This is a genomic window from Gellertiella hungarica (assembly GCF_014197145.1).
Lineage (GTDB): Bacteria > Pseudomonadota > Alphaproteobacteria > Rhizobiales > Rhizobiaceae > Gellertiella > Gellertiella hungarica.
On record NZ_JACIEZ010000003.1, the window covers coordinates 162,300 to 186,632 of the forward strand.

Annotated in this window: 25 protein-coding genes and 1 riboswitch; of the genes, 19 read left to right on the top strand and 6 right to left on the bottom strand. The window is 63.5% G+C overall.

The features are described 5' to 3' along the window. Positions 1-22 precede the first annotated feature (22 nt). The 3 genes from gcvP to gcvT are packed head-to-tail and all read right to left on the bottom strand — an operon-like array spanning position 23 to position 4,419. The gene (gcvP, locus tag GGR23_RS09285; protein ID WP_183365933.1) at positions 23-2,887 is read right to left on the bottom strand and encodes an aminomethyl-transferring glycine dehydrogenase; all 2,865 of its coding nucleotides are present in this window, start codon (positions 2,885-2,887) and stop codon (positions 23-25) included. Continuing rightward, a complete protein-coding gene (gene gcvH, locus GGR23_RS09290; protein WP_183365934.1) occupies positions 2,887-3,249 on the bottom strand; it encodes a glycine cleavage system protein GcvH in 363 nt (120 codons plus the stop codon). The genes gcvP and gcvH overlap by 1 nt, the downstream gene beginning before the upstream one ends. Positions 3,250-3,279: 30 nt before the next feature. Beyond that, positions 3,280-4,419, bottom strand: coding sequence for a glycine cleavage system aminomethyltransferase GcvT (gene gcvT / locus GGR23_RS09295; RefSeq protein WP_183365935.1), 1,140 nt, complete (start codon positions 4,417-4,419; stop codon positions 3,280-3,282). Between the two features lie 151 nt (positions 4,420-4,570). Beyond that, a riboswitch (glycine riboswitch) is annotated at positions 4,571-4,658 on the bottom strand. A gap of 170 nt (positions 4,659-4,828) precedes the next feature. Between gcvT and GGR23_RS09300 the strand changes: the two genes are divergently transcribed. Both GGR23_RS09300 and GGR23_RS09305 read left to right on the top strand, forming a co-directional pair. Beyond that, on the top strand, positions 4,829-5,206 hold the full coding sequence (locus tag GGR23_RS09300) for a hypothetical protein (RefSeq protein WP_183365936.1): 378 nt from the start codon (positions 4,829-4,831) through the stop codon (positions 5,204-5,206). Positions 5,207-5,288: 82 nt separating this feature from the next. Beyond that, on the top strand, positions 5,289-6,278 hold the full coding sequence (locus tag GGR23_RS09305) for a copper chaperone PCu(A)C domain-containing protein (protein ID WP_183365937.1): 990 nt from the start codon (positions 5,289-5,291) through the stop codon (positions 6,276-6,278). Between the two features lie 73 nt (positions 6,279-6,351). On the opposite strand, the gene GGR23_RS09310 is transcribed toward GGR23_RS09305, so the two are convergent. Further along, positions 6,352-6,624: a hypothetical protein gene (locus GGR23_RS09310; protein ID WP_183365938.1), complete on the bottom strand. Its 273-nt coding sequence runs from the start codon at positions 6,622-6,624 to the stop codon at positions 6,352-6,354. A 168-nt stretch (positions 6,625-6,792) separates the two neighbouring features. Here GGR23_RS09310 and crcB point away from each other — a divergent pair, with 168 nt between their 5' ends. The 14 genes from crcB (at position 6,793) to GGR23_RS09380 (ending at position 18,563) form a co-directional block, all read left to right on the top strand. Next, the gene (gene crcB / locus GGR23_RS09315) at positions 6,793-7,170 is read left to right on the top strand and encodes a fluoride efflux transporter CrcB (RefSeq protein WP_183365939.1); all 378 of its coding nucleotides are present in this window, start codon (positions 6,793-6,795) and stop codon (positions 7,168-7,170) included. A gap of 110 nt (positions 7,171-7,280) precedes the next feature. Beyond that, on the top strand, positions 7,281-8,270 hold the full coding sequence (locus GGR23_RS09320; protein ID WP_183365940.1) for an RluA family pseudouridine synthase: 990 nt from the start codon (positions 7,281-7,283) through the stop codon (positions 8,268-8,270). After that, entirely contained in the window at positions 8,267-8,923 is a 657-nt protein-coding gene (locus GGR23_RS09325) for an HAD-IA family hydrolase (protein WP_183365941.1), read from the top strand. The genes GGR23_RS09320 and GGR23_RS09325 overlap by 4 nt, the downstream gene beginning before the upstream one ends. A gap of 7 nt (positions 8,924-8,930) precedes the next feature. After that, entirely contained in the window at positions 8,931-9,716 is a 786-nt protein-coding gene (locus GGR23_RS09330; RefSeq protein ID WP_183365942.1) for an ATP12 family chaperone protein, read from the top strand. A 168-nt stretch (positions 9,717-9,884) separates the two neighbouring features. After that, positions 9,885-10,205 (top strand): FtsB family cell division protein, encoded by a 321-nt coding sequence (locus GGR23_RS09335; RefSeq protein WP_183366372.1) that lies wholly within the window; start codon positions 9,885-9,887, stop codon positions 10,203-10,205. Between the two features lie 145 nt (positions 10,206-10,350). Then, positions 10,351-11,397, top strand: a complete 1,047-nt coding sequence (pdhA, locus tag GGR23_RS09340; RefSeq protein ID WP_183365943.1) for a pyruvate dehydrogenase (acetyl-transferring) E1 component subunit alpha — start codon at positions 10,351-10,353, stop codon at positions 11,395-11,397. Positions 11,398-11,418: 21 nt separating this feature from the next. Continuing rightward, positions 11,419-12,801 carry a pyruvate dehydrogenase complex E1 component subunit beta gene (locus GGR23_RS09345; protein WP_183365944.1) on the top strand — a complete coding sequence of 461 codons (1,383 nt, stop codon included), beginning with the start codon at positions 11,419-11,421 and terminating at the stop codon, positions 12,799-12,801. Positions 12,802-12,817: 16 nt separating this feature from the next. Beyond that, on the top strand, positions 12,818-14,191 hold the full coding sequence (locus GGR23_RS09350) for a pyruvate dehydrogenase complex dihydrolipoamide acetyltransferase (protein ID WP_183365945.1): 1,374 nt from the start codon (positions 12,818-12,820) through the stop codon (positions 14,189-14,191). A 3-nt stretch (positions 14,192-14,194) separates the two neighbouring features. After that, positions 14,195-14,839 carry an SGNH/GDSL hydrolase family protein gene (locus tag GGR23_RS09355; RefSeq protein ID WP_183365946.1) on the top strand — a complete coding sequence of 215 codons (645 nt, stop codon included), beginning with the start codon at positions 14,195-14,197 and terminating at the stop codon, positions 14,837-14,839. A 91-nt stretch (positions 14,840-14,930) separates the two neighbouring features. Beyond that, positions 14,931-15,173: an HP1242/YdcH family protein gene (locus GGR23_RS09360; protein ID WP_183365947.1), complete on the top strand. Its 243-nt coding sequence runs from the start codon at positions 14,931-14,933 to the stop codon at positions 15,171-15,173. 78 nt (positions 15,174-15,251) lie between these two features. Then, positions 15,252-16,697: a dihydrolipoyl dehydrogenase gene (lpdA, locus tag GGR23_RS09365; RefSeq protein WP_183365948.1), complete on the top strand. Its 1,446-nt coding sequence runs from the start codon at positions 15,252-15,254 to the stop codon at positions 16,695-16,697. 152 nt (positions 16,698-16,849) lie between these two features. Further along, positions 16,850-17,095 carry a GlsB/YeaQ/YmgE family stress response membrane protein gene (locus GGR23_RS09370; protein WP_183365949.1) on the top strand — a complete coding sequence of 82 codons (246 nt, stop codon included), beginning with the start codon at positions 16,850-16,852 and terminating at the stop codon, positions 17,093-17,095. A 16-nt stretch (positions 17,096-17,111) separates the two neighbouring features. Then, positions 17,112-18,089: a lipoyl synthase gene (gene lipA / locus GGR23_RS09375; protein WP_183365950.1), complete on the top strand. Its 978-nt coding sequence runs from the start codon at positions 17,112-17,114 to the stop codon at positions 18,087-18,089. Positions 18,090-18,110: 21 nt separating this feature from the next. Then, a complete protein-coding gene (locus tag GGR23_RS09380) occupies positions 18,111-18,563 on the top strand; it encodes a type II toxin-antitoxin system RatA family toxin (RefSeq protein WP_183365951.1) in 453 nt (150 codons plus the stop codon). A gap of 279 nt (positions 18,564-18,842) precedes the next feature. On the opposite strand, the gene GGR23_RS09385 is transcribed toward GGR23_RS09380, so the two are convergent. Beyond that, entirely contained in the window at positions 18,843-19,337 is a 495-nt protein-coding gene (locus GGR23_RS09385) for a CinA family protein (RefSeq protein WP_183365952.1), read from the bottom strand. Then, on the bottom strand, positions 19,334-20,539 hold the full coding sequence (locus GGR23_RS09390; RefSeq protein ID WP_183365953.1) for a bifunctional 2-C-methyl-D-erythritol 4-phosphate cytidylyltransferase/2-C-methyl-D-erythritol 2,4-cyclodiphosphate synthase: 1,206 nt from the start codon (positions 20,537-20,539) through the stop codon (positions 19,334-19,336). Before GGR23_RS09390 ends, GGR23_RS09385 begins: the two co-directional genes overlap by 4 nt. A 159-nt stretch (positions 20,540-20,698) precedes the next feature. On the opposite strand from GGR23_RS09390, the gene dusB reads away from it, so the two are divergent. Genes dusB through ntrC form a run of 3 tightly spaced genes read left to right on the top strand, consistent with a single transcriptional unit; the run spans position 20,699 to position 24,332 of the window. Next, positions 20,699-21,721 (top strand): tRNA dihydrouridine synthase DusB, encoded by a 1,023-nt coding sequence (gene dusB / locus GGR23_RS09395; protein ID WP_183365954.1) that lies wholly within the window; start codon positions 20,699-20,701, stop codon positions 21,719-21,721. Next, positions 21,718-22,881, top strand: coding sequence for a two-component system sensor histidine kinase NtrB (locus GGR23_RS09400; protein WP_183365955.1), 1,164 nt, complete (start codon positions 21,718-21,720; stop codon positions 22,879-22,881). The genes dusB and GGR23_RS09400 overlap by 4 nt, the downstream gene beginning before the upstream one ends. Continuing rightward, positions 22,878-24,332, top strand: coding sequence for a nitrogen regulation protein NR(I) (gene ntrC, locus GGR23_RS09405; RefSeq protein WP_183365956.1), 1,455 nt, complete (start codon positions 22,878-22,880; stop codon positions 24,330-24,332). Before GGR23_RS09400 ends, ntrC begins: the two co-directional genes overlap by 4 nt. Position 24,333: the final 1 nt, after the last annotated feature.

Consider the following 24,333-nt stretch of genomic DNA (forward strand, 5'->3'; position numbering starts at 1 on the left):
CTTTCAGTGCTTGATTTCGTCCTTACTCGGCTGCCTGCGCGTATTCCTCAACCGGCGGGCAGGTGCAGATGAGGTTGCGGTCGCCGTAGACATTGTCGATGCGGTTGACCGGTGCCCAATACTTGTCGACGCGGAAAGAGCCGGGCGGGAAGCAGGCCTGCTCGCGGCTGTAGGGGCGGTTCCACTCGCCGACGAGATCTTCCACCGTGTGCGGCGCGTTCTTCAGCGGATTGTTCGCCTTGTCCATCCGGCCATCTTCGACCGCGCGGACTTCCTCGCGAATGGCAAGCATCGCATCGCAGAAGCGATCGATTTCCGCCTTTGTCTCCGACTCCGTCGGCTCGATCATCAGCGTGCCGGCAACCGGCCAGCTCATGGTCGGAGCGTGGAAGCCGCAGTCGATCAGGCGCTTGGCGATATCGTCGACCGTGATGCCCGCGCTATCGGCCAGCGGACGGGTATCGATGATGCATTCATGGGCAACACGTCCGCTCTTCGAGGTGTAGAGCACGTTGTAGGCGCCCTTTAGCCGGGCGGCGATGTAGTTGGCATTGAGGATTGCCACCTTCGTTGCCTGCGTCAGCCCTTCGCCACCCATCATCAGGCAGTAGCTCCAGGAGATCGGCAGGATCGAGGCGGAGCCGAAAGGCGCTGCCGATACTGCACCACCCTCGCCATTCCGCTCCGGATGACCGGGCAAATGCGGAGCGAGATGCGCCTTGACGCCGATCGGACCCATGCCGGGGCCGCCGCCGCCATGCGGAATGCAGAAGGTCTTGTGCAGGTTCAGATGGCTGACGTCCGAACCAATGTCACCGGGACGGGACAGGCCGACCATGGCGTTCATGTTGGCGCCGTCCAGATAGACCTGGCCACCATGCCTGTGCGTGATCTCGCAGACCTCGCGCACCGTCTCCTCGAACACCCCGTGGGTCGAGGGGTAGGTAATCATGCAGCAGGAAAGCTGGGCAGAATACTGTTCCGCCTTGGCGCGGAAATCGTCCATGTCGATGTCGCCGTTTTCGCGGGACTTCACGGGAACGACCTTCATGCCGACCATCTGCGCGGAGGCGGGGTTCGTGCCGTGCGCCGAGGTCGGGATGAGGCAGATGTCGCGGTGACCTTCGCCCCGGGCAATGTGGTAGTTGCGGATCGTCAGCAGGCCCGCATATTCCCCTTGCGCACCGGAATTCGGCTGCATGGAGAAGGCGTCGTAGCCGGTGACCTGGCAAAGCTTGTCGGCCAGATCGTCGATCATCTCCCGATATCCGGCGGACTGGCTGTCGGGCACGAACGGGTGAAGCTCGGCAAATTCCGGCCATGTGATCGGCAGCATTTCCGCCGTGGCATTGAGCTTCATCGTGCAGGATCCGAGCGGGATCATCGCCCGGTCAAGCGCAAGGTCCCGATCCGACAGACGGCGGATGTAGCGGGTCATTTCGCTTTCCGCGCGGTTCATGTGGAAGATCGGGTGCGTCATGTAGGGCGTGTTGCGCAGCGCCTCGTCGGGCAGGCGATAGGACGGCTCGAACTCCGCGATCCGGAAATCCGCACCGAAGGCCTTCCACACAGCCTCGAGTGTCGCCGGGCGCGAACGCTCGTCCAGCGAGATGCCGATCCGGTCGGACCCGATCTTGCGAAGGTTGACGCCCTCCGCCACGGCCGCATTCATGATGGCGCCCTGGAGGGGGCCGACATGGACGGTGATCGTGTCGAAGAACACCTTGGGCTCCACGGCAAAGCCGAGCTTCTCGAGTCCCATGGCCAGCCGAACGGCCTTCAGGTGCACACTCTGTGCGATGGCCTTGATGCCTTCGGGACCATGGAAAACGCCATACATCGAGGCCATGACGGCGAGCAGCACCTGTGCCGTGCAGATGTTCGACGTCGCCTTCTCGCGGCGGATGTGCTGTTCGCGGGTCTGGAGCGAAAGGCGATAGGCGCGGTTGCCGCGGGCGTCGACCGAAACACCCACGAGTCGGCCGGGCATCGAACGCTTGTAGGCGTCCTTGACGGCCATGTAGGCCGCATGCGGACCGCCGTAGCCCATGGGGACGCCGAAGCGCTGGGTGCAGCCGACGGCGATATCGGCACCCATTTCACCCGGAGACTTCAGGAGGGCCAGCGCCAGCGGATCGGCGGCAACGGTGGCAATCGCGCCGGCCGCATGCAGCGAGGCAATGATCTTCGTGAAGTCGCGAACATGGCCATAGGTGCCCGGATACTGGAACAGGGCGCCGAATACCTGAGCGGGATCCAGATCCTGGTCAGGATCGCCAACGATGACGTCCCAGCCGAGCGGTTCGGCGCGCGTATGGATGAGCGCGATCGTCTGCGGGTGGCAGTTTTCATCGACGAAGAAGGCATTCGCCTTGGAGGAAGCCACGCGCTGCGACATCGCCATGGCTTCCGCCGCAGCGGTCGCTTCATCGAGCAGAGAGGCGTTCGCCACGTCGAGGCCCGTGAGGTCGCAGACCATCGTCTGGTAGTTCAGCAGCGCCTCGAGGCGACCCTGGGAAATTTCGGGCTGATAGGGCGTGTAGGCCGTGTACCAGGCGGGATTTTCCAGAATGCAGCGCTGGATGACCGGCGGCGTTATGGTGCCGTAATAGCCCTGGCCGATCAGCGAGACCAGGTTGGTATTCTTGTTCGCGATCTCGCGCAGCCGGTCCAGCGCCTCGCGTTCGGTCATTGGCGCGCCCCAGGAAAGCGGCTGCTTCTGACGGATGGAAGCGGGGACGGTATCGTCGATGAGCGCGTCGAGCGAGGGATAGCCCACCACCTTGAGCATTTCTTCCATCTCGCGCGGCGAGGGGCCGATGTGCCGCCGGTTGGCGAAATCATACGGCTGGTAGTCCGTGAAGGAGAATTCGACCGGGGAAGACATCAGGCAATCAGCTCCTTGTAGGCGGCCTCGTCCAGCAGGCCATCGGCATCGGAGGGGTTGGCGAGCTTCAGCTTGAAGAACCAGCCTGCACCCTGCGGATCGGAATTGACCAGCGACGGATCGGCAACGATCGCATCGTTGACCTCGGTGATCTCGCCATCCAGCGGACAATAGACTTCGGATGCTGCCTTGACCGATTCGACGGTGGCGGCATCTGCGCCTTTCGAGAAGCTCTTTCCGACAGCAGGAAGCTCGACGAAGACCAGGTCGCCGAGCTGCTCGGCAGCGTGGTTCGTGATCCCGACGGTTGCAACGCCGTTCTCGATGTTCAGCCATTCATGTTCGGAGGTGAATTTCAGCATGGATTTTCCTCTTGTCCAGTCTGGAGGCGCTCAGCGCTTGTAGGTTTGGGTGATGAAGGGAAGGGCGGTCACGACAACCGGCAGGTACTTTCCGCGCACTTCGGCAAAGACGGTCGTGCCGTTCGCGGCATGGCTCTTCGGCAGATAACCCATGGCAACAGGGCCTTCGACCGTAGGACCGAAAGTGCCTGAGGTGACCTCGCCAAGCTCGGTCTTGCCCTCGGCATCGGCAAAGAGCTTCGTATGGGCGCGCACCGGGGCCTTGCCTTCGGGCTTCAGGCCGACGCGCCGCCGGGCGGCGCCATTCTGGAGTTCGGCCAGAATGCGTGCCGCTCCGGGGAAGCCGCCTTCGCGCGCACCATCCTTCCGGCGCACCTTCTGGATCGCCCATTCGATGGCGCCCTCCACCGGGGTGGTCGTGGTGTCGATGTCGTTGCCGTAAAGGCAGAGGCCCGCTTCGAGGCGGAGGGAATCGCGGGCGCCAAGCCCGATGGGCTGCACGCCCTCGATAGCGAGAAGCGCTCTTGCCAGCTCTTCGGCCTTGTCTTCAGGAACCGATATTTCGTAGCCGTCTTCGCCCGAGTAACCCGATCGGGAAACGATGCATTCCGCGCCGACGAGCGTGGTGGAGATCACGTCCATGAAGCGCATGGAAGCCACGTCGGGAGACAGGATGGAAAGTGCCTTCTCCGAAAGCGGCCCCTGAAGCGCGAGAAGGGCGCGGTCGCGGATGGGCGTCACCACACAGGCGCCGCCGAGGTGCTTTTCCAGATGGGCGAAATCGGCTTCCTTGCAGGCGGCATTGACGACAAGGAAAAGGTGGTCGCCGCGATTGGTGATCATCAGGTCATCGGTGATGCCGCCGTCGTCATTGGTGAAAACGGCATAGCGCTGCCGGCCCGCACCAAGGCCTGCCACATCGACCGGTACCAGGGCTTCCAGTGCCAGTGCTGCATCGGCATTGTTGCCGGAGCGGGCACGGACGGTCACCTGGCCCATGTGGGACACGTCGAAAAGGCCAGCGGCGGAGCGGGTGTGGAGATGTTCCTTCAGCACGCCCGCGGGATACTGCACGGGCATGTCGTATCCGGCAAAGGGAACCATCTTCGCACCGAGCGAGAGATGCAACCCGTGCAGGGGCGTCTTGAGAAGGGGAGTCTGGTCGTCCAAAAGGGGCCTCCGGGATCAGGGCGCATGGCTGCGCCGGGCTCGAATTTCGGCATGACTGCCGCGGTTTGAGCCCCCTCTGTCCCTTTCGCCTGAGATTGTTATCCCTTCGGCGCACCGTGCCTTGCGGCCGGCGTCTCTCCAGAGTTCCGTTCGGCTTCCGTTGGTCCTTTTGCCTGAGAGTTTCCGGGGCGGTTGCTCCTTCGGCACCGCATCGAAGCGGCTTCTCCCAACAGAATGCGGCAATTATCGTCCTGATATCGCCGTTGGCAAGTTGAAAATGTCGTTCTCCGAAAAAAATCCGCGCTGGTTGCGCCCGGTCAAATTGCCGCGCCCGGACCTGTCCTAGGGTGTCCGGGACTAGACAGGCCATGAGCACCTGTTCTAACGAAAGCGGCATTCGGAGACGACGATGAAACGGAAAAACCAGAAGCCGGGCATGACCGTGCGCATACTGTGCGCGCTGGCCCTGCTGTTTCTGGGGTTTGCGCACCGTCCGGCCGTCGAGGCCGAAGTGCGGGATGTGGCGGCACTCGCCTACCAGCTTCCCGACGGAACCCAGCCCGATCTGTGCGTGCCTCAGGGGCCGGAAAAGCTCAAGTTCTCCTATCCCGCCTGCGACGCCTGCAGGCTGACTGCTGCCGTTATCCTGCCGGATGCCCCTGACGTGGCCGCCTATCCGGCCGGTAGCACCGTTGTCCTGTTCGCAGCATTTGCGGAGGAGGGCGCCGCACTGACGCTCCTCCGCGCGCAGACCGCCAGAGGACCGCCTTCCTTCCTGTTCGCCTGACAGAATTGCAGATCGAACAACGGCCCTTGCGGGCACTCGTGACGGCGTGCGGCACAAGCCCCCGTCCAGGAAGGAATACATCATGAAGAAGACCATCATCACCGCTGCGCTTTCGGCCGGCATCGCCTCGCTTCTTGCGACGTCTGCCCTTGCCCATGCGGGCTTTTCCGTCGCCGAAGCGCAGGGGGACGGCTACTACAATGGCGAGCTGCGCATTCCGCACGGATGCGACGGCAAGGCGACCACCGAGGTGTCGGTGAAGATCCCGGAAGGCTTCATCAATGCCAAGCCGAAGGTAAAGACCGGCTGGAAAGTCGAAATCATCAAGGGCGACTACCAGAAGACCTACGAACTGCATGGCAAGAAGGTCAGCTCGGGCGCTCTGGAATTTCGCTGGACCGGCGGCGAGATTCCCGACGACATGTTCGATGGCTTCGAAATCAGCGGTAAGCTTTCCGGCGTGGAGGCCGGTGCATCGCTGCCGTTCGTGACAACGCAGAAATGCGGACAGGACGCCTCCGTCACCTGGGGCGACATTCCCGCTGCCGGTCAGAACCCGCACGACCTCGAGCATCCTGTCCCCGCGATTGCAGTCATTGCTGCGGAAGGCGGACATGCGCACGGACACGACGCCATGGCGATGGCCATGCCTGCGGAAGAGGGAGCCGGCAAGATTGGCGACATCGCCCTCTCCGGGGGCTTCCTCAAGGGCATGCTGCCCGGCCAGCCGGTCGGAGGCGGGTTCGTGACGCTCGCCAATGGCGGCACCGCCGACGACCGCCTCGTCTCCGTCTCCACACCGGGCGCGGATCACGTGGAAATGCACGAGATGACGATGGAGAACGACGTCATGAAGATGCGCAAGCTTGCCGATGGCATTCCGGTTGCGGCGGGTTCGACCGTCGAACTGAAGCCGGGCGGCCTGCACCTGATGTTCATGGGCGTCGCCAAGCCCTTCCGCGAAGGGGACAAGGTGAAGGTCACCTTCACGTTCGAAAAGGCCGGCGCAGTGGAGCTGACCCTGCCCGTTGTCGATCCCGCGAAGGTCAAGGCGGGTCATCAGCACAACTGACCGAAGCTGAATGCGATAACGGCGCCGGAGCGAAAGCCCGGCGCCGTTCTCGTTTGCGCTTGTTGAACCGTTCTCAGCCGCCGGAGCGGAGATAGGCTTCCACAGCCTGATTGAGCGTTGCCTGCTGGTTGTTGTAGCCGTTGTCCAGCATGGAGAGGCGTGCTGAGACTGCCGTGATGCTTTCCGATGGAGGCAGGATGGAATCGACATTGCGCTCGGTATCGCCGAGCCGCGCCGTGCGTTCGTTTTCCTGAATGGCTGTCTTGGCACTCTTGCGCTGGGTCGGCCGGAGCATCTCCATCGCAAGGGCAGCCGTGTTCGCCGATATGGTTACAACCTGAGTCATTGTCGTTCACTGGAAACCATGTCTTTCGACGACCCTAGAGGCCGGCTCTTCAGCCTTTGTTGCGAAAATCGTTAGGATTTGAACGGTTTCGCCCTTTTCATGGGGATGAATTGCGCCCAAACTTCCGGTCATGTGCTTTGGGTTAATCAAATCCTCGGATGACGGCAGATGGTGAACATGCTTCTCGTGGCAGTGGGTGGTGCGGCCGGTTCGGTGCTGCGCTACATGACCGGTCTTGGCGCGACCCGTCTCCTGGGGCCGTTCTTTCCCTGGGGTACGCTGATCGTGAATGTCGCGGGTTCCTTTGTGATCGGCGTCTTCGTGGAGGCCATCGCGCGCAGGTTCGGGGCTTCGGAGCCGGCACGGCTCCTGCTCGTTACGGGTTTTCTGGGTGGCTTCACCACCTTCTCTTCCTTCTCGCTCGACGCCGCTGCCCTGATGGAGAGGGGCGCGCTTGGCCTTGCGGCGGCCTATGTATTGGCAAGCGTCGTCGTTTCTCTTGGGGCCCTCTTTGCAGGGCTGGCGCTGGTCAGGGCACTGGCTTGAGGCATTTTTCGCGGAAGCGGGGCGATTTCCGCTTTCCCATGGCACGCGAAATATTCTAAAGCCAGCCTTTGAATTCAGGGCTTCCGGCCCGCAGACGGTGGAAAGCGGACATGGCAGGGATAGAACACATCAAGGTGGATGCGGACGAAGCGGGCATGCGCGTCGACCGCTGGTTCAAGATCCACTATCCCGGCCTCGGTTTCGGGGCGCTTCAGAAGCTGCTGCGCTCCGGCCAGATCCGCGTCGACGGCGGGCGCGTGAAGTCCGACAGCCGGGTTCAGCCCGGTCAGGTAGTGCGCGTGCCACCGCTCGACGTCGACAAGGCAAAGACCGGACCCATCGCCGGCAAGGAGCTGAAGCACGCGGGTGATCACGAGCTGCTCTCGCGCATGCTGCTGCACGAGGATGACAAGGTGATCGTGCTGAACAAGCCTGCCGGCCTTGCGGTCCAGGGCGGCTCCGGCGTCAACCGGCATATCGACCAGATGCTCGAAGCATGGACGAACCAGCGCGGCGAAAAGCCCCGCCTCGTCCACCGCCTGGACCGCGACACGTCGGGCGTTCTGGTGATTGCCCGCACCCGCGGCGCGGCACAGAAGCTCACCGCCGCCTTCCGCGAGCGCGATACCAAGAAAACCTACTGGTCGCTGGTAAAGGGCGTGCCGCGCAAGAAGGAAGACAAGATTTCGACCTGGCTCGTCAAGGAGCAGACGCCAGACGGCGACCGGATGCGGATTGCCAAGCACGGCGAGGAGGGGGCGGATCACGCCGTGTCCTTCTATCGCATCATCGATACGGTCGCCCAGCGGCTCGCCTGGCTGGAAATGGAACCCTATACCGGCCGCACCCATCAGCTTCGCGTCCACGCGCTGCATATCGGCCACCCGATCATCGGGGATCCGAAGTACTTCATCGACGATCCCAACTGGGACTTCCCCGGCGGCGTGCAGAAGCGGCTGCATCTCCATGCGCGCCATATCGATATTCCCCATCCGAACGGCGGGCGTCTGAAGGTCACGGCGCCGCTTCCGCCGCACATGGAGCAGAGCTGGAACCTGCTCGGCCTCAACATCGAGGACGGGGATCGGGACTCGGAATGAAGCTGGTTCTCTTCGATTGCGACGGCACGCTGGTGGACAGCGCGGGCCTCATCCACGACGTGATGGAACGGACCTTCGTGCATTTCGGCTTCGACAAGCCGAGCTTTGCCGCCACGAAATCCATCATCGGGCTGACGCTCGACATTGCCATTGCCCGCATTCAGGGAAAGACCCATGCGGATGACGAGGCGGTGGCCATGATGGCCTATTACAAATCCATCTACGCCGACGTGCGTGGCGAGACGGGCTTCAAGGAGCCGCTTTTCCCGGGCATTCGGGCGATGCTCGACCATGTGATTGTCGACGAGCGCCTGACGCTCGGTGCGGTTACGGGAAAATCCCGCGCCGGCCTCAACATGATCATGGACAGCCACGATCTCCGACCCCATATCCAGGTTTCCCGAACGGCGGACGATTGCCCCTCCAAGCCGCATCCGGCCATGGTTTCGGAATGTTGCGACGAGGCAGGGATCGATCCGGCCCGCACCGTGGTTATCGGGGACGCGGTTTATGACATGCAGATGGCAAAGGCCGCAGGCGCCCGGGCCATCGGTGTTGCCTGGGGCTATGCGACCGTGCCCGAACTGGTCGCCGCCGGAGCCGACGGCATCGCCCGGATACCGGCCGACCTGATTGAACTGATTGGCGAGTAAGAAGACCATGCGCGACCTCCTGAACGATCTTTCCGAGGGCCTCAGCCACCCGGACCCCATCCGCCGTGCCCAGATCCAGATGAAGAAGCCGCTGCCCAAGCGTTTCTACCAGGCCGTCTCGGTCGAGCCGGAGGAGGGCGGTTTCGGCATCCGTCTCGACGGACGCACGCTGAAGACACCGGCAAAGCAGGCTCTGACCCTGCCGACACGGGCGCTCGCCGAGCTGATCGCCCGCGAATGGGATGCGCAGAAGGACGTGATCGACCCCGCCTCCATGCCGGTTACCAAGCTGGTCAATACCGCGATCGACGGCATCGCTCCCGATATGGGAGCCGTTGCCGGCGATATCGTGCGCTATGCCGGCAATGATATGCTCTGCTACCGCGCATCGGAACCTGTCGCCCTCGTCGAGCGGCAGGCGGAACGCTGGAACCCGATCCTGGAATGGGCCGCCGAAGCGCTCGGCGCCCGTCTCATTCTCGCCGAGGGCGTGATGCATCAGGAGCAGCCGCAGGAGGCGCTTGACGCCGTGTCTGCTGCCGTCGCCCGCTTTGCCGATCCGGTGGCGCTGGCAGCACTTCATACCATTACCACCATCTCAGGCTCGGCCATCCTCACGCTCGCCTATGCCTTGGGTCGCATCGATCTCGCCACGCTCTGGTCGCTTGCCCATCTCGAGGAAGACTGGACCATCGAGCAGTGGGGCGAAGATGAGGAGGCGACCGCCCGCCGCGCCAAGCGCTTCGACGAGACCTCCGCTGCCGCGGACGCGCTGGCGGCCCTTTCGAGCTGACGGGGCGGCGTTTGCCGGTGCCGTCCGTTCACGCGGCACCTCGCACAGGCAGGGCCAGCGGATGGAAATCCGCCGGCCGGCACCGAATGCCCCCGCATGGTCAACGGTCGGTTAAGGACTAGCCGCTAATCTGAATCGCAGGTGTCGCGTTCGGGTTAGTGAATGAGTATGTGGACCAAGCATCACAAGAAGCGGAAACTGGGGCGGTTTGTCATGCCGCTCATTACCGTCGCCTTCCTCTCCTACTTCGGGTATCATTCCATCCATGGCGATTTCGGTCTGATCGCCACGGAGGAGTTCGAGCGCCAGCGGGGAGAGCGCCAGGCAGAGCTCGATCAGCTTACGGAGAGGCGCAAGGCCCTGGAGCTGCAGGTCAGCCTGCTCAGTGACGGCTCCATGGAAAAGGACATCCTGGACGAGAAGGCGCGTTACGAACTCAACGTCTCGCGGGCGGACGAGATCGTGATCTTCAACTCCTACTTCGATTAACCGAAATCTGGTTAATCTAAATTTCCCTTTGTTTTACAGTGCGTTAATTAGAATAGAAGGCATGCATTAAAGGCATTGCTGAGAACAGGATTCTCCCATAAGCTTGCACCACTTTTGGTTCGAGGAAACCCGAGGAGGATCCTGCATGGCGACGCGTAAATCCGCGCCCGCAACCGCTCGCAAGACGACGGTGAAATCCGGAAAGAAAGACTTCAACGGCGGCACGTTCCTGGACTTCGACCGGGACACCGAGCTCAAGGCCTATCGGGAAATGATGCTGATTCGCCGGTTCGAGGAAAAGGCCGGCCAGCTTTATGGCATGGGCTTCATCGGTGGCTTCTGTCATCTATACATCGGCCAGGAAGCGGTCGTCGTGGGCATGCAGATGGCGCTGAAGGACGGCGACCAGGTCATCACCGGCTACCGTGACCACGGCCACATGCTGGCCTGCGGCATGAGCGCCCGCGGCGTGATGGCCGAGCTGACCGGACGTCGGGGCGGCCTTTCCAAGGGGAAGGGCGGCTCGATGCACATGTTCTCCAAGGAAAAGAACTTCTATGGTGGCCATGGCATCGTCGGCGCACAGGTGTCGCTCGGCACCGGGCTTGCCTTCGCCAACCGCTACCGCGGCAATGACAATGTCTCGCTCGCCTATTTCGGCGATGGCGCGGCCAACCAGGGCCAGGTCTACGAAAGCTTCAACATGGCGGCGCTCTGGAAGCTGCCGGTCATCTACATCATCGAGAACAACCGCTACGCCATGGGCACCGCCGTTTCGCGCGCCTCGGCGCAGACGGACTTCTCGATGCGCGGCGCCTCCTTCGGCATCCCCGGCTATCAGGTGGACGGCATGGACGTGCGCGCGGTTGCCGCCGCTGCGGAAGAGGCTGTTGCCCATTGCCGTGCCGGCAAGGGTCCGCTGATCCTTGAAATGCTGACCTACCGCTATCGCGGCCACTCCATGTCGGACCCCGCGAAGTACCGCTCCAAGGATGAAGTGCAGAAGATGCGCTCCGAGCACGACCCGATCGAACAGGTGCGCGCGCGCCTGCTGGAAAAGGGCTGGGCCACGGAAGACGAGCTGCGCGCCATCGACAAGGACGTCCGCGACATCGTCGCCGACAGTGCCGATTTCGCCCAGTCCGATCCGGAACCGGATGTCTCCGAACTCTACACCGACATTCTGCTCTGATCCCCGGGGAGGTTTTAAGACATGCCGATTGATATCCTGATGCCTGCACTCTCCCCGACGATGGAAGAGGGCAAACTGTCCAAGTGGCTGAAGAACGAGGGTGACGCCGTGAAGGCGGGCGACGTGATCGCCGAAATCGAGACCGACAAGGCGACCATGGAAGTGGAAGCCGTCGACGAGGGCACCATCGGCAAGCTGCTGGTGGCCGCCGGAACCGAAGGCGTGAAGGTGAATACGCCGATAGCCGTGCTGCTGCAGGAAGGCGAAAGCGCCGATGCCGCCGCGAAGGCCCCGGCGCCTGCCGCTGCCCAGCAGCCCGCAGCTGCCGAAACCGTCTCGGCCCAGCCGCAGATCGCCCAGCCGGTTCCTGCCGCGCCGAAGAGCGAGCCCGCCGCCGATCCGGATATCCCGGCCGGTACGGAAATGGTGACGATGACGGTGCGCGAAGCACTGCGCGACGCCATGGCCGAGGAAATGCGCGCCAATGACGACGTCTTCATCATGGGTGAGGAAGTCGCCGAATATCAGGGCGCCTACAAGATCACGCAGGGGCTTCTGCAGGAATTCGGCGCACGCCGCGTGGTCGATACACCGATCACCGAGCACGGTTTTGCCGGCATCGGCGTCGGTGCGGCCATGGCTGGCCTCCGTCCCATCGTCGAGTTCATGACCTTCAACTTCGCCATGCAGGCGATCGACCAGATCATCAACTCGGCAGCCAAGACGCTCTACATGTCCGGCGGCCAGATGGGCGCGCCGATTGTCTTCCGCGGCCCGAACGGGGCGGCTGCCCGCGTGGCGGCCCAGCACAGCCAGGATTATGCCGCCTGGTACAGCCACATTCCGGGCCTCAAGGTCATCCAGCCCTACACTGCTGCCGATGCCAAGGGCCTGCTGAAGGCTGCCATCCGCGATCCGAACCCGATCATCTTCCTCGAGAACGAAATCCTCTACGGCCAGTCGTTCGAAGTGCCGAAGATGGACGATTTCGTGCTGCCCATCGGCAAGGCACGCATCCACCGCAAGGGCAATGATGCCACCATCGTCTCCTTCGGCATCGGCATGACCTATGCGGTCAAGGCCGCGGACGAACTGGCGAAGGAAGGTATCGACGTCGAGGTCATCGACCTGCGCACCATTCGCCCGATGGACCTGCCGACCGTCATCGAATCCGTCAAGAAGACCGGCCGTTTGGTCACCGTGGAAGAAGGCTATCCGCAGTCTTCCGTCGGCACGGAAATCGCCACCCGCGTGATGCAGCAGGCGTTCGACTATCTCGATGCGCCGATCCTGACGATTGCGGGCAAGGATGTGCCGATGCCTTATGCGGCAAATCTCGAGAAGCTGGCTCTGCCGAATGTCGGCGAAGTCGTTCAGGCGGTGAAGACCGTCTGCTATCGCTAAGGGGAGGGAAGGCAAGATGCCGATCAACATTACCATGCCCGCCCTTTCGCCGACGATGGAGGAGGGCAAGCTTTCCAAGTGGCTGAAGAAGGAAGGCGATGCCATCCGTTCCGGCGACGTGATCGCCGAGATCGAGACCGACAAGGCCACCATGGAAGTGGAAGCCGTGGACGAAGGCACGCTGGCCAAGATCCTCGTGCCCGCCGGCTCCGAAGGCGTGAAGGTCAACACCGTGATCGCGGTTCTCGCCGGTGAAGGCGAGGATGCGAGTGCGGTGACGGCGCCTGCCGCTCCCGCAGCGCAAGCCGCCCCGACCTCCCCCCTTGCGGGGGAGGATGTCGCGAAGCGACAGGAGGGGGGTGCGCCGGCCCCGAACGCGGCGCCAGTACCCCCCTCTGCCCCTGCCGGGGCATCCCCCCCTCAAGGGGGGAGATCGGGCGAAGGCAACCGCGTCTTCGCCTCGCCGCTGGCGCGGCGTCTGGCGAAGGAAGCGGGCGTCGACCTCTCCGCCGTTTCGGGTTCCGGTCCGCATGGCCGCGTGGTGAAGTCGGACATCGAAAAGGCCGTGGCCGGTGGAACGGCGAAGGCTGCTCCGGCAGGCACCTCGGCTGCACCGGCTGCTGCTGCATCCGCTGCACCGCTTGCCACGGGCATGTCGTCCGATCAGGTGCTGAAGCTCTTTGCCGAAGGCTCCTACGAGCTCGTGCCGCATGACGGCATGCGCAAGACGATTGCCAAGCGCCTGCAGGAATCCAAGCAGACGATCCCGCATTTCTACGTTTCCGTCGATTGCGAACTCGATGCGCTGCTGGCGCTGCGCACCCAAATCAACGACGCGGCCCCGGTACGCGACGGCAAGCCGGCCTACAAGCTCTCGGTCAACGACATGGTGATCAAGGCCATGGCGCTGGCGCTGCGCGACGTGCCGGACGCCAATGTCTCCTGGACCGATCAGGCCATGGTGAAGCACAAGCACGCCGACGTGGGCGTGGCGGTTTCGATCCCCGGCGGCCTCATCACCCCGATCATCCGCAAGGCGGAGGAGAAGAGCCTTTCGGCCATCTCCAACGAGATGAAGGATCTCGGCAAGCGCGCCAAGGACCGCAAGCTGAAGCCCGAGGAATACCAGGGCGGCACGACTGCCGTGTCCAACATGGGCATGATGGGCGTGAAGAACTTCGCCGCCGTGGTAAACCCGCCGCATGCGACGATCCTCGCGGTCGGCGCGGGCGAACAGCGCCCGGTGGTGAAGAACGGCCAGCTGGCAATTGCCACCGTCATGACGGTGACGCTTTCCACCGACCATCGCTGCGTCGATGGCGCGCTGGGTGCCGAACTGCTCGCCGCCTTCAAGGGCTATATCGAAAACCCGATGGGCATGCTGGTGTAAGCCATGGCGAAAACCGTGCTCTGCTACGGCGACAGCCTGACCTGGGGATACGACGCCGAAACCATGGGGCGTCACCGGTTCGAGGACCGGTGGCCCTCGGTCCTGCAAAAGGCGCTCGGATCCGATGTGCAGGTGATTGCGGAGGGTCTGAACGGCCGTACCACGGCCTATGACGACCATCTGTCCGATTCCGATCGCAACGGGGCGCGGGTCCTGCCGACGCTTCTGCAAAGCCATGCGCCGCTCGATCTCGTGATCATCATGCTCGGCACCAATGACATGAAGCGCGGGATTGCCGGCAATGCCTTCCTCGCACGGCAGGGCATGGAGCGGCTCGTGAGCCTCATTCGCCACCATGACTGGCCGATGGAGGGCATGGAAGCACCGGAGGTGCTGCTTGTCTCGCCGCCGCCCTGCCGCGAAACGGCCAACACCGTGTTTGCGGCGATGTTTGCCGGCGCCGTCGAGGAATCGGCGATGCTCGCGACATTCTATCGGGATCTGGCGGACGAGCTGGAATGCGGCTTCTTCGACGCCGGATCGGTTGCCGAGACCACACCGCTCGATGGTGTCCATCTGGATGCGGAAAACACCCGGGCCATCGGGCGCGGGCTGGAGCCCGTCGTCCGGATGATGCTTGGCATTTGACAGGCGCTTTCGAGGGGGCTTGATCAAGATCAAGGCCCTTCGGGATCAGGGGCTTAGGCTGAACCTATCGAATCCAGACAAGGAGATAGGAATGTCGAACACCCCCCACGAGCTCGCGGAAGAGTTTCCTGAGTATGTCGCGAAGATGCATGATCTGAAGGTCAGCGACGCGCATTTCGCCAAGCTCTTCGAGGAGTATCACGAGGTCAATCGCGCCATTCACCGCGCGGAGACAAACATCGAGCCGGTAGGCGACGTGCACATGGAAACCATGCGCAAGACCCGGATGGCTCTGAAGGACAAGATTTACGGGATGCTGTCCAAGGCGGCCTGACGGCGCTGGCCTTCATCCCGAACCGGACCGGGCAGGGGAACTGCCCGGCTTCCGGCACCAGAGAGGAGATGAAGGCCCGTGGCGAATTCCTACGACGTGATCATTATCGGCTCCGGCCCCGGCGGATATGTCGCCGCCATCCGCTCCGCGCAGCTGGGCCTGAAGACGGCCATCGTCGAGCGCGAGCATCTGGGCGGCATCTGCCTGAACTGGGGCTGCATTCCGACCAAGGCGCTCTTGCGCTCGGCGGATGTCCTCGACAATGCCAACCATGCCAAGGCCTACGGCCTGGTGCTCAACGGTTCGATCAGCGCCGACGTGACGGCGGTCGTCAACCGCTCGCGCGGCGTGTCGCAGCGGCTGAACGGCGGCGTCGGCTTCCTCATGAAGAAGAACAAGATCGACGTCATCTGGGGCGAGGCGAAGCTCTCGAAGCCCAACGAGATCGTCGTCTCCAAGCCCTCCAAGCCGGCCGTTCAGCCGCAGAATCCGGTTCCGAAGAACGTGCTGGGCGAGGGCACCTATACGGCAAAGCACATCATCGTCGCGACCGGCGCGCGCCCGCGGGCGCTCCCCGGCATCGAGCCGGACGGCAAGCTGATCTGGACCTATTTCGAGGCCATGGTGCCGAAGGAACTGCCGAAGAGCCTGCTCGTCATGGGCTCGGGCGCCATCGGCATCGAATTTGCGAGCTTCTACCGCTCCATGGGTGTCGACGTGACCGTCGTGGAAGTCATGGATCGCATCATGCCGGTGGAAGATGCGGAAATCTCGGGCATCGCCCGCAAGGCGCTGGAAAAGCGCGGGCTCAAGATCATCACCTCCGCCAAGGTGGCGAAGGTCGAGAAGGCTGCCAATTCCATCACCGCAACCGTCGAGACGGCGGACGGCAAGAGCCAGCAGATCGTGGCCGACCGGATGATCTCCGCCGTCGGCGTGCAGGGCAACATCGAGAACCTCGGCCTCGAGGCGCTGGGCGTGAAGACCGATCGCGGCTGCATCGTCATCGACGGCTATGGAAAGACCAACGTGCCCGGCCTCTACGCCATCGGCGATGTCGCGGGTCCCCCGATGCTGGCCCACAAGGCCGAGCATGAGGGCGTGGTCTGCATCGAGAAGATCGCGGGCCTGCCGAATGTCCATCCGATGGACAAGGGCAAGATCCCCGGCTGCACCTACTGCAATCCGCAGGTCGCCTCGGTCGGCCTCACGGAAGCCAAGGCCAAGGAGCTCGGCCGCGACATCCGTGTCGGCCGCTTCTCCTTCGGCGCAAACGGCAAGGCGATCGCGCTCGGCGAGGACAACGGGCTGGTCAAGGTCATCTTCGACAAGAAGACCGGGGAGCTGCTCGGCGCACACATGGTCGGCACCGAAGTGACCGAACTCATCCAGGGCTTCGTCGTCGCCATGAACCTCGAGACCACCGAAGAAGAGCTGATGCACACCATCTTCCCGCATCCGACGCTGTCGGAAATGATGAAGGAAGCGGTGCTGGATGCTTACGGACGGGTACTGAACGCTTGAGGGCGGTTGACGCTTCGGATGGCCCGGCAGGGACAGAGGGGGGTGCTGTGCGGCAATCTATCAACGCGTCGCACCCCGACGAATGAAACATTGCCCTTCGGCTTGCCTGTCATTATCTAGGGCGGAACGGGGCTTGAGCGGACGAGGACAGCATGGCAGTCGGTTGGTTCATGGCAATCATCATCGGTGGTCTGGCGGGCTGGCTCGCCGGCAAGTTCATGGACATGCGCTACGGCATCTTCATGAACATCATCATCGGCATCGTGGGCTCGGCGGTTGCAACCGCGATCCTGCAGCGGTTCGGCATTTTCGTGGCGGAAGACAAGCTCGGCTATCTCATCACCAGCTTCCTTGGCGCCTGCATCCTGCTTTTTGTCGTCAAGCTCGTACGGCGCTAGACAAGGTCACAGCATCATGGTCACCATCCTCGATACCATTGGCACCGAAACCGCGGAAAAGCGCGTTCGCCATCCGGAAAAGGCGCACCGGCCCGATACGGAGGTGATGCGCAAGCCGGAATGGATCCGGGTCAAGGCGCCGACCTCGAAGGGCTATGCGGAAACCCGTTCCATCGTGAAGGAGCACAAGCTCGTCACGGTGTGCGAGGAGGCGGGCTGCCCCAATATCGGCGAGTGCTGGGACAAGAAGCACGCGACCTTCATGATCATGGGCGAAATCTGCACCCGTGCCTGCGCCTTCTGCAACGTGGCCACCGGCAAGCCGAACCCGCTGGATCTGGACGAGCCGGAAAACGTCGCCAAGGCCGTGAAGCAGATGGGCCTCTCCCACGTGGTCATCACCTCGGTCGACCGAGACGATCTGGAAGATGGCGGGGCCGAGCATTTCGAGAAGGTGATCTTCGCCATCCGCGCGGCATCGCCCACGACGACAATCGAAATCCTGACACCCGATTTCCTCAAGAAGCCCGGTGCGCTCGAGCGCGTCGTGGCCGCCAAGCCGGATGTCTTCAACCACAATCTCGAAACCGTGCCGGGCAATTACCTGACGGTTCGTCCCGGCGCGCGCTACTTCCACTCGATCCGCCTGCTGCAGCGCGTGAAGGAGCTGGATCCGACCATGTTCACCAAGTCGGGTATCATGGTCGGCCTCGGCGAGGAGCGCAACGAAGTGCTCCAGCTCATGGACGACCTCCGGACGGCGGACGTGGATTTCCTCACCATTGGCCAGTATCTCCAGCCCACCCGCAAGCATCACCGCGTCGTCTCCTTCGTCACGCCGGACGAGTTCAAATCCTACGAGACGGTTGCCTATACGAAAGGCTTCCTGATGGTGTCGGCGAGCCCGCTGACGCGCTCCTCCCACCACGCCGGTGACGATTTCGCCCGGCTGAAGGCGGCGCGCGAGAAGAAACTGGCCGGAGCTGCCGCCTGAGGGCGGCGGACGGAAGAAACCATGCCGAAATTCGAAAGCCAGCGTAAGGTGCCCCATACGCCCGACCAGATGTTCGATCTGGTGGCGGATGTGGAACGTTATCCGGAGTTCCTGCCGCTCTGCGAGGCGCTCGCCGTCCGTTCCCGCAAGGAGCGGGACGGCAAGCAGCTTCTCGTCGCCGACATGACCGTCGGCTACAAGGCGATACGCGAAACCTTTACCACGCAGGTGCTGCTGAACCGCGAGCAGCATAGCATCGACGTCCAGTACATCGACGGGCCGTTCAAGTACCTGAACAACAAGTGGACGTTCCTGCCCGACGGCGAGGGCGGCTGCACGGTGAACTTCTTCATCGACTACGAATTCAAGAGCCGCATCCTCGGCGCCCTCATGGGCTCCATGTTCGACCGCGCCTTCCGCATGTTCGCCGAAGCCTTCGAGGCAAGGGCGGCAAAGGTCTATGCCACGATCTGAGTGGCAGGACATCAGCATGATGTTGCGGCAGGCTGCACACGCGTCGAATTCGGAGCACCGCTACCCCCCTCTGTCCCTGCCGGGACATCTCCCCCTCAAGGCGGGAGATCGGGCTGGGGTTTCTTGGGCAAGTCCCTCGCATCCGCTTCTGCGGATCAGACGCTTTTTATTGGGGAAGTCAGAAAAGAGAAGTCGATCTCCCCCCTTGAGGGGGAGATGTCCCGGCAGGGACAGAGGGGGGTGCGCGTCCCCCGGACCAACACTCTGCACCGCCCGCAGTCAGCCCAGTTCGGCAAGCATCTCCAGGGCGGTTTTCACCGTCGCCAGGCGGATGCCGTCGCGGCCGAGGTCACCGTAGCGCATTTCGCGATGGAGGAGCCTGCCGTCACGGCAGCGGGCGGCAAGGTGGACGAGGCCGACGGGCTTTTCGTCCGAGCCCCCGCCGGGGCCGGCGATGCCCGTCACGGCAACCGAGACATGGGCGCGGGAGCGGCGAAGTGCGCCGGCGGCCATCTGCAGCGCAGTCTGGCGCGAAACGGCGCCGTATTGCGCCAGCACCTCGGGCTGGACGCCGATGAGGTCCATCTTCGCTTCGTTGGTGTAGGTGACAAAGCCACGATCGACGACGGCCGAGGAGCCCGGCACATCCGTGAGCGCGCCTGCGATCAGCCCGCCCGTGCAGCTTTCCGCCGTGGCGATCATCCATGCCTTGCCGGCATAGTCAGCGATGATCGCGCGCGCCGCAGAGGCTATATCTTCAGGAAAGAGGCTCATGCGCCGCCCCTCCCGTAAACGACGGTGGCGGTGGCGATGGCCGCAATTCCTTCCCGCCGGCCGATGAAGCCGATCTTCTCGTTGGTCGTTGCCTTCACGGAGCAACGGTCGAGCGAAATGCCGAGGATTTCCGCAAGCTTCTCGCGCATGGCCTGGCGATGCGGCCCCACCTTCGGCGCCTCGGCGATCAGCGAGATGTCGGCATTCATGATGGTGCCGCCGTGCTCGCGGACGATACGAACGGCATGTTCGAGGAAGATGCGCGAGGGTGCGCCTTTCCACTGCATGTCGGAGGGAGGGAAATGATCGCCAATGTCGCCCGCCCCGCAGGTGGCGAGCAAGGCATCGGTAAGGGCGTGAAGTGCCACATCCGCATCCGAATGGCCCTTCAGCTTCTGGTCGTGGGGAATGAAGATGCCGCAGAGCGTCACGCCGTCGCCGGGCTCGAGCTGGTGCACGTCATAGCCGTTTCCGGTACGCACGTCGGGAAGCGCTGCCCGCGCCAGTTTTTCGTCCGCCATGGCGATATCCCTTTTCACGGTAAGCTTGATGTTATCCGGCGTGCCCTCGACGAGCCGCACCGGTATGCCCGCCCATTCGGCAATCGAGGCGTCGTCGGTGAAATCGCCGATCCCGCTTGCGGCCGCGCGCCGGTGCGCATCGAGGATGGCATCGAGGGCGAAGACCTGCGGCGTCTGGGCGGCAAAGAGGCCAGCGCGGGGGACCGTCTCCACCACCACGCCATCCGGCGAACCGCGCTTCAGGGTGTCGGATACCGGCATGACCGGCAGCACGCCGCTGGCTCCATCCGCAAGGCTTGCCTCGATCCGGTCAAACAGCGCCGCATCCACGAAGGGGCGGACGGCATCCTGTATCCAGGCGTGCGTGACGCCGCGGCCGGCGAGCGCCTCCAGCCCCTTCAGCACGCTTTGCTGGCGGGTTGCCCCGCCGTGCACCACGATGCAGTCCCGCCTGCCGGCGATCGAAGCCGTCGCGACATCGAGAAGGGCCTCGTCGTCTGGATGAATGACCAGGACGACGGGTCCCGTGCCCGGCCATGACAGGAACGCCTCCAGCGAGTGCGCAATGACCGCCTTGCCGCCGATCCGCCGGTACTGTTTGGGACCCTCATGGGACGATCCGGCCCGCTCTCCGCGCCCTGCTGCGACGATGACGATGCCGTTGGAATGCTTCTGCGACATGGGAGCCTTGCGGTGCCGGTTGCTTGTGGTTCGCTTGCCGCGGGTTTAACCGCTCGGGAAGCATTTGACCAGCGGCTCGGCCGGTGGGCGGATTTTCACTTGGCAGCGCGCGGCTTTGATGATTAAAAATAATGCAGCGCAAATCACTGCCTCAAGAATATGCAAAGCGAGCGTCCCTTGAGCCTACCGAACCTTTCCGATCCCTTTGCCATCGGCTCCGTGCCGATCCGCAACCGGGTCATTCTGGCGCCCATGTCGGGTGTCACGGACCTGCCGTTCCGCGAGATCGCGTGGAAATGGGGCGCGGGTCTGGTCGTGACCGAGATGGTCGCGAGCCGGGAGCTTGCACATAACCATGGGGAAAGCTGGGCGCGGCTCAAGGGCGCCGGCATCCGTCCGCACATGGTGCAGCTTGCCGGTCGCGAGGCGCACTGGATGGCGGAAGCGGCCCGGATTGCTGAGGCGAACGGCGCGGATATCATCGGCATCAACATGGGTTGTCCGGCCAAGAAGGTGACCGGCGGCTATTCCGGCTCGGCGCTGATGCGCGATCCCGATCATGCGCTGGGCCTGATAGAGGCGACCGTTAAGGCGGTCAAAGTGCCGGTAACGGTGAAGATGCGTCTCGGATGGGACGAAAACTCGATCAACGCGCCGCTGATCGCAAGGCGGGCGGAAGAGGCGGGCGTCCGGCTCGTCACCGTCCATGGCCGAACTCGGATGCAGTTTTACGAAGGCAGGGCGGACTGGGCGGCGATCCGCGCCGTGCGGGAGGCGGTGCGCATTCCGCTGATTGCCAATGGCGATGTGGAGAGCATCGAGGATGCCCGGACGATCCTGGCGCTCTCGGGGGCCGATGCGGTAATGGTCGGGCGCGCCTGTCAGGGCAGGCCCTGGCATGCCGGTGCGCTTGCCGGAGCCGCAGCACCCGAACGGCAGGCCATTCCGGATCTGGCGCTGGCGCATTACGAGGCGATGCTGGATTTCTACGGCCGCGAGGTGGCGGTGCGCCATGCCCGCAAGCATCTCGGCTGGTATCTGGAGCGCCATGCGCCCGCTCTGCCGCCGGCGGAGAAGGCGCGGCTGATGACCGAGCGGGACGCTGCCCTTGCCGCACGGCTTTTCCACGCCGCGCTTTCCAATCCCGATCATCACAGAGAACCGAGACCGGAGGCCGCATGAGCGATCCGAAAACGTCGAACGACATGATGGCCGCGACCGTTCTCAACGCCATCCGCAACCCCGTGATCATGGTCGACGCGGATGGCATCGTGCGTTTTGCCAATGGCGAGGCGGAAGCCTTCTTTGCGGCCAGCGCCGCCCATCTCGCGCGCCACCACATCGCGGCCTTCGTGCCCTTCGGCAGTCCGCTGCTGTCGTTGCTCGATCAGGTGCGGGAGCGGCGTTCGCCGGTCAACGAATACCGGGTGGATCTCAGCTCTCCGCGCATCGGCCAGGACAAGCTGGTCGACATCTATGCCGCGCCCGTTCCCGGCGAGCCGGGTTCGGTGGTTGTGGTGGTGCAGGAGCGCACCATGGCCGACAAGATAGACCGCCAGCTGACCCATCGCGGCGCGGCACGTTCGGTTTCCGGCCTTGCATCCATGCTGGCCCACGAGATCAAGAACCCGCTTTCCGGAATCCGCGGGGCAGCCCAGCTTCTGGAAATGTCCGTCTCCTCCGAGGACCGGGCGCTGACGCGGCTGATCTGCGACGAGACGGACCGGATCGTTTCACTGGTCGATCGCATGGAGGTGTTTTCCGACGAGAGGCCCGTGGATCGCGCGCCGGTCAACATCCATTCGGTGCTGGAACATGTGAAGGCGCTGGCACAGGCCGGCTTTGCCCGGCACATCCGCATAGCCGAGGTCTACGATCCCTCGCTGCCGCCGGTTTTTGCCAACCGCGACCAGCTCATTCAGGTGTTTCTGAACCTGGTGAAGAATGCCGCAGAGGCCATCGGCAACCGCCCGAATGGTGAAATCATGCTCACGACTGCCTATAAACCGGGCATCCGCCTCTCGGTTGCGGGCAGTCAGGAGAAGGTGTCGCTTCCGCTGGAATTCTGCGTGCAGGACAACGGGCCCGGCGTGCCGGCAGACCTGCTCCCGCATCTTTTCGATCCCTTCATCACCACAAAGACCAACGGGTCTGGCCTGGGTCTTGCATTGGTCGCGAAGATCATCGGCGATCACGGCGGGATCATCGAATGCGACAGCCATGCGAACAAGACGGTGTTCCGGGTGCTGATGCCGATGTCCCGCGGCGGCATGGCTGACGAACCGCCGCTCAAGACCGCAGAGAACAGCATGACAGACATGTCCGAGGGAGCTTCCCGATGAGTGCCACCATTCTAGTCGCCGACGACGACGCCGCCATCCGGACGGTGCTGAACCAGGCGCTTTCCCGCGCGGGCTACGAGGTGCGGGTCACCTCCAATGCCTCCACGCTTTGGCGCTGGGTGGCCGCAGGCGAAGGCAATCTGGTGGTGACCGATGTGGTGATGCCGGACGAAAACGCCTTCGACCTGCTGCCGCGCATCAAGAAGGCGCGACCCGATCTGCCGGTGGTGGTGATGAGTGCCCAGAACACCTTCATGACCGCCATCAAGGCGTCTGAAAAGGGGGCCTATGACTACCTGCCGAAGCCCTTCGACCTCACAGAACTGATCGCCATCATCGGCCGCGCGCTGGCCGAACCGAAGAAGGTGCAGAAAGCACCGGAAGAGGACAATCAGGACGGCATGCCGCTGGTCGGCCGTTCGGCCGCCATGCAGGAGGTCTATCGCGTGCTCGCGCGCATGATGCAGACCGACCTCACGCTGATGATCACCGGGGAATCCGGCACCGGCAAGGAGCTGGTCGCGCGCGCCCTCCATGATTACGGCAAGCGCCGCAAGGGCCCCTTCGTCGCGATCAACATGGCCGCCATCCCGCGGGACCTGATCGAGTCGGAGCTTTTCGGCCACGAGAAGGGCGCCTTCACCGGCGCGCAGGCACGCTCGAGCGGCCGCTTCGAACAGGCCGAGGGCGGCACGCTCTTCCTCGATGAAATCGGCGACATGCCGATGGATGCACAGACGCGCCTGCTGCGCGTGCTGCAGCAGGGCGAGTACATGACGGTGGGCGGCCGCACGCCGATCCGCACCAACGTGCGCATCGTGGCGGCAACGAACAAGGACCTCAAGCAATCCATCCAGCAGGGGCTTTTCCGCGAGGACCTCTATTACCGCCTGAACGTGGTACCGCTCCGGCTGCCGCCGCTACGCGACCGGCGCGAGGACATCCCCGATCTCGTGCGCCATTTCGCGCTTGTCGCCGAACGCGAAGGCCTGGGCTCGAAACGCTTCGACATCTCTGCACTCGAAGCGATGAAGGCCTATGACTGGCCTGGCAACGTGCGAGAGCTGGAGAACCTCGTCCGGCGTCTGGTGGCACTGTACCCGCAGGACATCATCACCCGCGAGATCGTGGATGCGGAAATCCACCCGCCGCAGAGCTCCCCCGTTCAGGCGGAGCGCGCGCCGGAAAAGGAAGGCCAGCTTTCTATCCGCCAGGGCATAGAGCAGGCGGTGGGCAAGTACTTCGCCAGCTTCGGCCACGACCTGCCGCCTCCGGGGCTATACGACCGTGTGCTTGTCGAGGTCGAGCACCCGCTCATCATGGCGGCGCTGGCCGCCACCGGCGGCAACCAGATCCGTGCCGCCGACCTTCTCGGCATGAACCGCAACACGCTGCGCAAGAAGATCCGCGATCTCGGCATATCCGTGTACCGAGATGCCCGCAACGCTTGAC

Coding starts and splice junctions, on each gene's coding strand:
- GGR23_RS09355 (WP_183365946.1), top strand. CDS start 14,195: ATGGCGAAAACCGTGCTCTGCTACGGCGACAGCCTGACCTGGGGATAC.
- dusB (WP_183365954.1), top strand. CDS start 20,699: ATGCAAAGCGAGCGTCCCTTGAGCCTACCGAACCTTTCCGATCCCTTT.
- GGR23_RS09390 (WP_183365953.1), bottom strand. CDS start 20,539: ATGTCGCAGAAGCATTCCAACGGCATCGTCATCGTCGCAGCAGGGCGC.
- gcvH (WP_183365934.1), bottom strand. CDS start 3,249: ATGCTGAAATTCACCTCCGAACATGAATGGCTGAACATCGAGAACGGC.
- GGR23_RS09350 (WP_183365945.1), top strand. CDS start 12,818: ATGCCGATCAACATTACCATGCCCGCCCTTTCGCCGACGATGGAGGAG.
- GGR23_RS09385 (WP_183365952.1), bottom strand. CDS start 19,337: ATGAGCCTCTTTCCTGAAGATATAGCCTCTGCGGCGCGCGCGATCATC.
- GGR23_RS09300 (WP_183365936.1), top strand. CDS start 4,829: ATGAAACGGAAAAACCAGAAGCCGGGCATGACCGTGCGCATACTGTGC.
- GGR23_RS09360 (WP_183365947.1), top strand. CDS start 14,931: ATGTCGAACACCCCCCACGAGCTCGCGGAAGAGTTTCCTGAGTATGTC.
- ntrC (WP_183365956.1), top strand. CDS start 22,878: ATGAGTGCCACCATTCTAGTCGCCGACGACGACGCCGCCATCCGGACG.
- GGR23_RS09330 (WP_183365942.1), top strand. CDS start 8,931: ATGCGCGACCTCCTGAACGATCTTTCCGAGGGCCTCAGCCACCCGGAC.
- GGR23_RS09335 (WP_183366372.1), top strand. CDS start 9,885: ATGTGGACCAAGCATCACAAGAAGCGGAAACTGGGGCGGTTTGTCATG.
- crcB (WP_183365939.1), top strand. CDS start 6,793: ATGGTGAACATGCTTCTCGTGGCAGTGGGTGGTGCGGCCGGTTCGGTG.
- GGR23_RS09320 (WP_183365940.1), top strand. CDS start 7,281: ATGGCAGGGATAGAACACATCAAGGTGGATGCGGACGAAGCGGGCATG.
- GGR23_RS09325 (WP_183365941.1), top strand. CDS start 8,267: ATGAAGCTGGTTCTCTTCGATTGCGACGGCACGCTGGTGGACAGCGCG.
- lipA (WP_183365950.1), top strand. CDS start 17,112: ATGGTCACCATCCTCGATACCATTGGCACCGAAACCGCGGAAAAGCGC.
- GGR23_RS09345 (WP_183365944.1), top strand. CDS start 11,419: ATGCCGATTGATATCCTGATGCCTGCACTCTCCCCGACGATGGAAGAG.
- GGR23_RS09380 (WP_183365951.1), top strand. CDS start 18,111: ATGCCGAAATTCGAAAGCCAGCGTAAGGTGCCCCATACGCCCGACCAG.
- pdhA (WP_183365943.1), top strand. CDS start 10,351: ATGGCGACGCGTAAATCCGCGCCCGCAACCGCTCGCAAGACGACGGTG.
- GGR23_RS09310 (WP_183365938.1), bottom strand. CDS start 6,624: ATGACTCAGGTTGTAACCATATCGGCGAACACGGCTGCCCTTGCGATG.
- GGR23_RS09370 (WP_183365949.1), top strand. CDS start 16,850: ATGGCAGTCGGTTGGTTCATGGCAATCATCATCGGTGGTCTGGCGGGC.
- gcvP (WP_183365933.1), bottom strand. CDS start 2,887: ATGTCTTCCCCGGTCGAATTCTCCTTCACGGACTACCAGCCGTATGAT.
- GGR23_RS09400 (WP_183365955.1), top strand. CDS start 21,718: ATGAGCGATCCGAAAACGTCGAACGACATGATGGCCGCGACCGTTCTC.
- GGR23_RS09305 (WP_183365937.1), top strand. CDS start 5,289: ATGAAGAAGACCATCATCACCGCTGCGCTTTCGGCCGGCATCGCCTCG.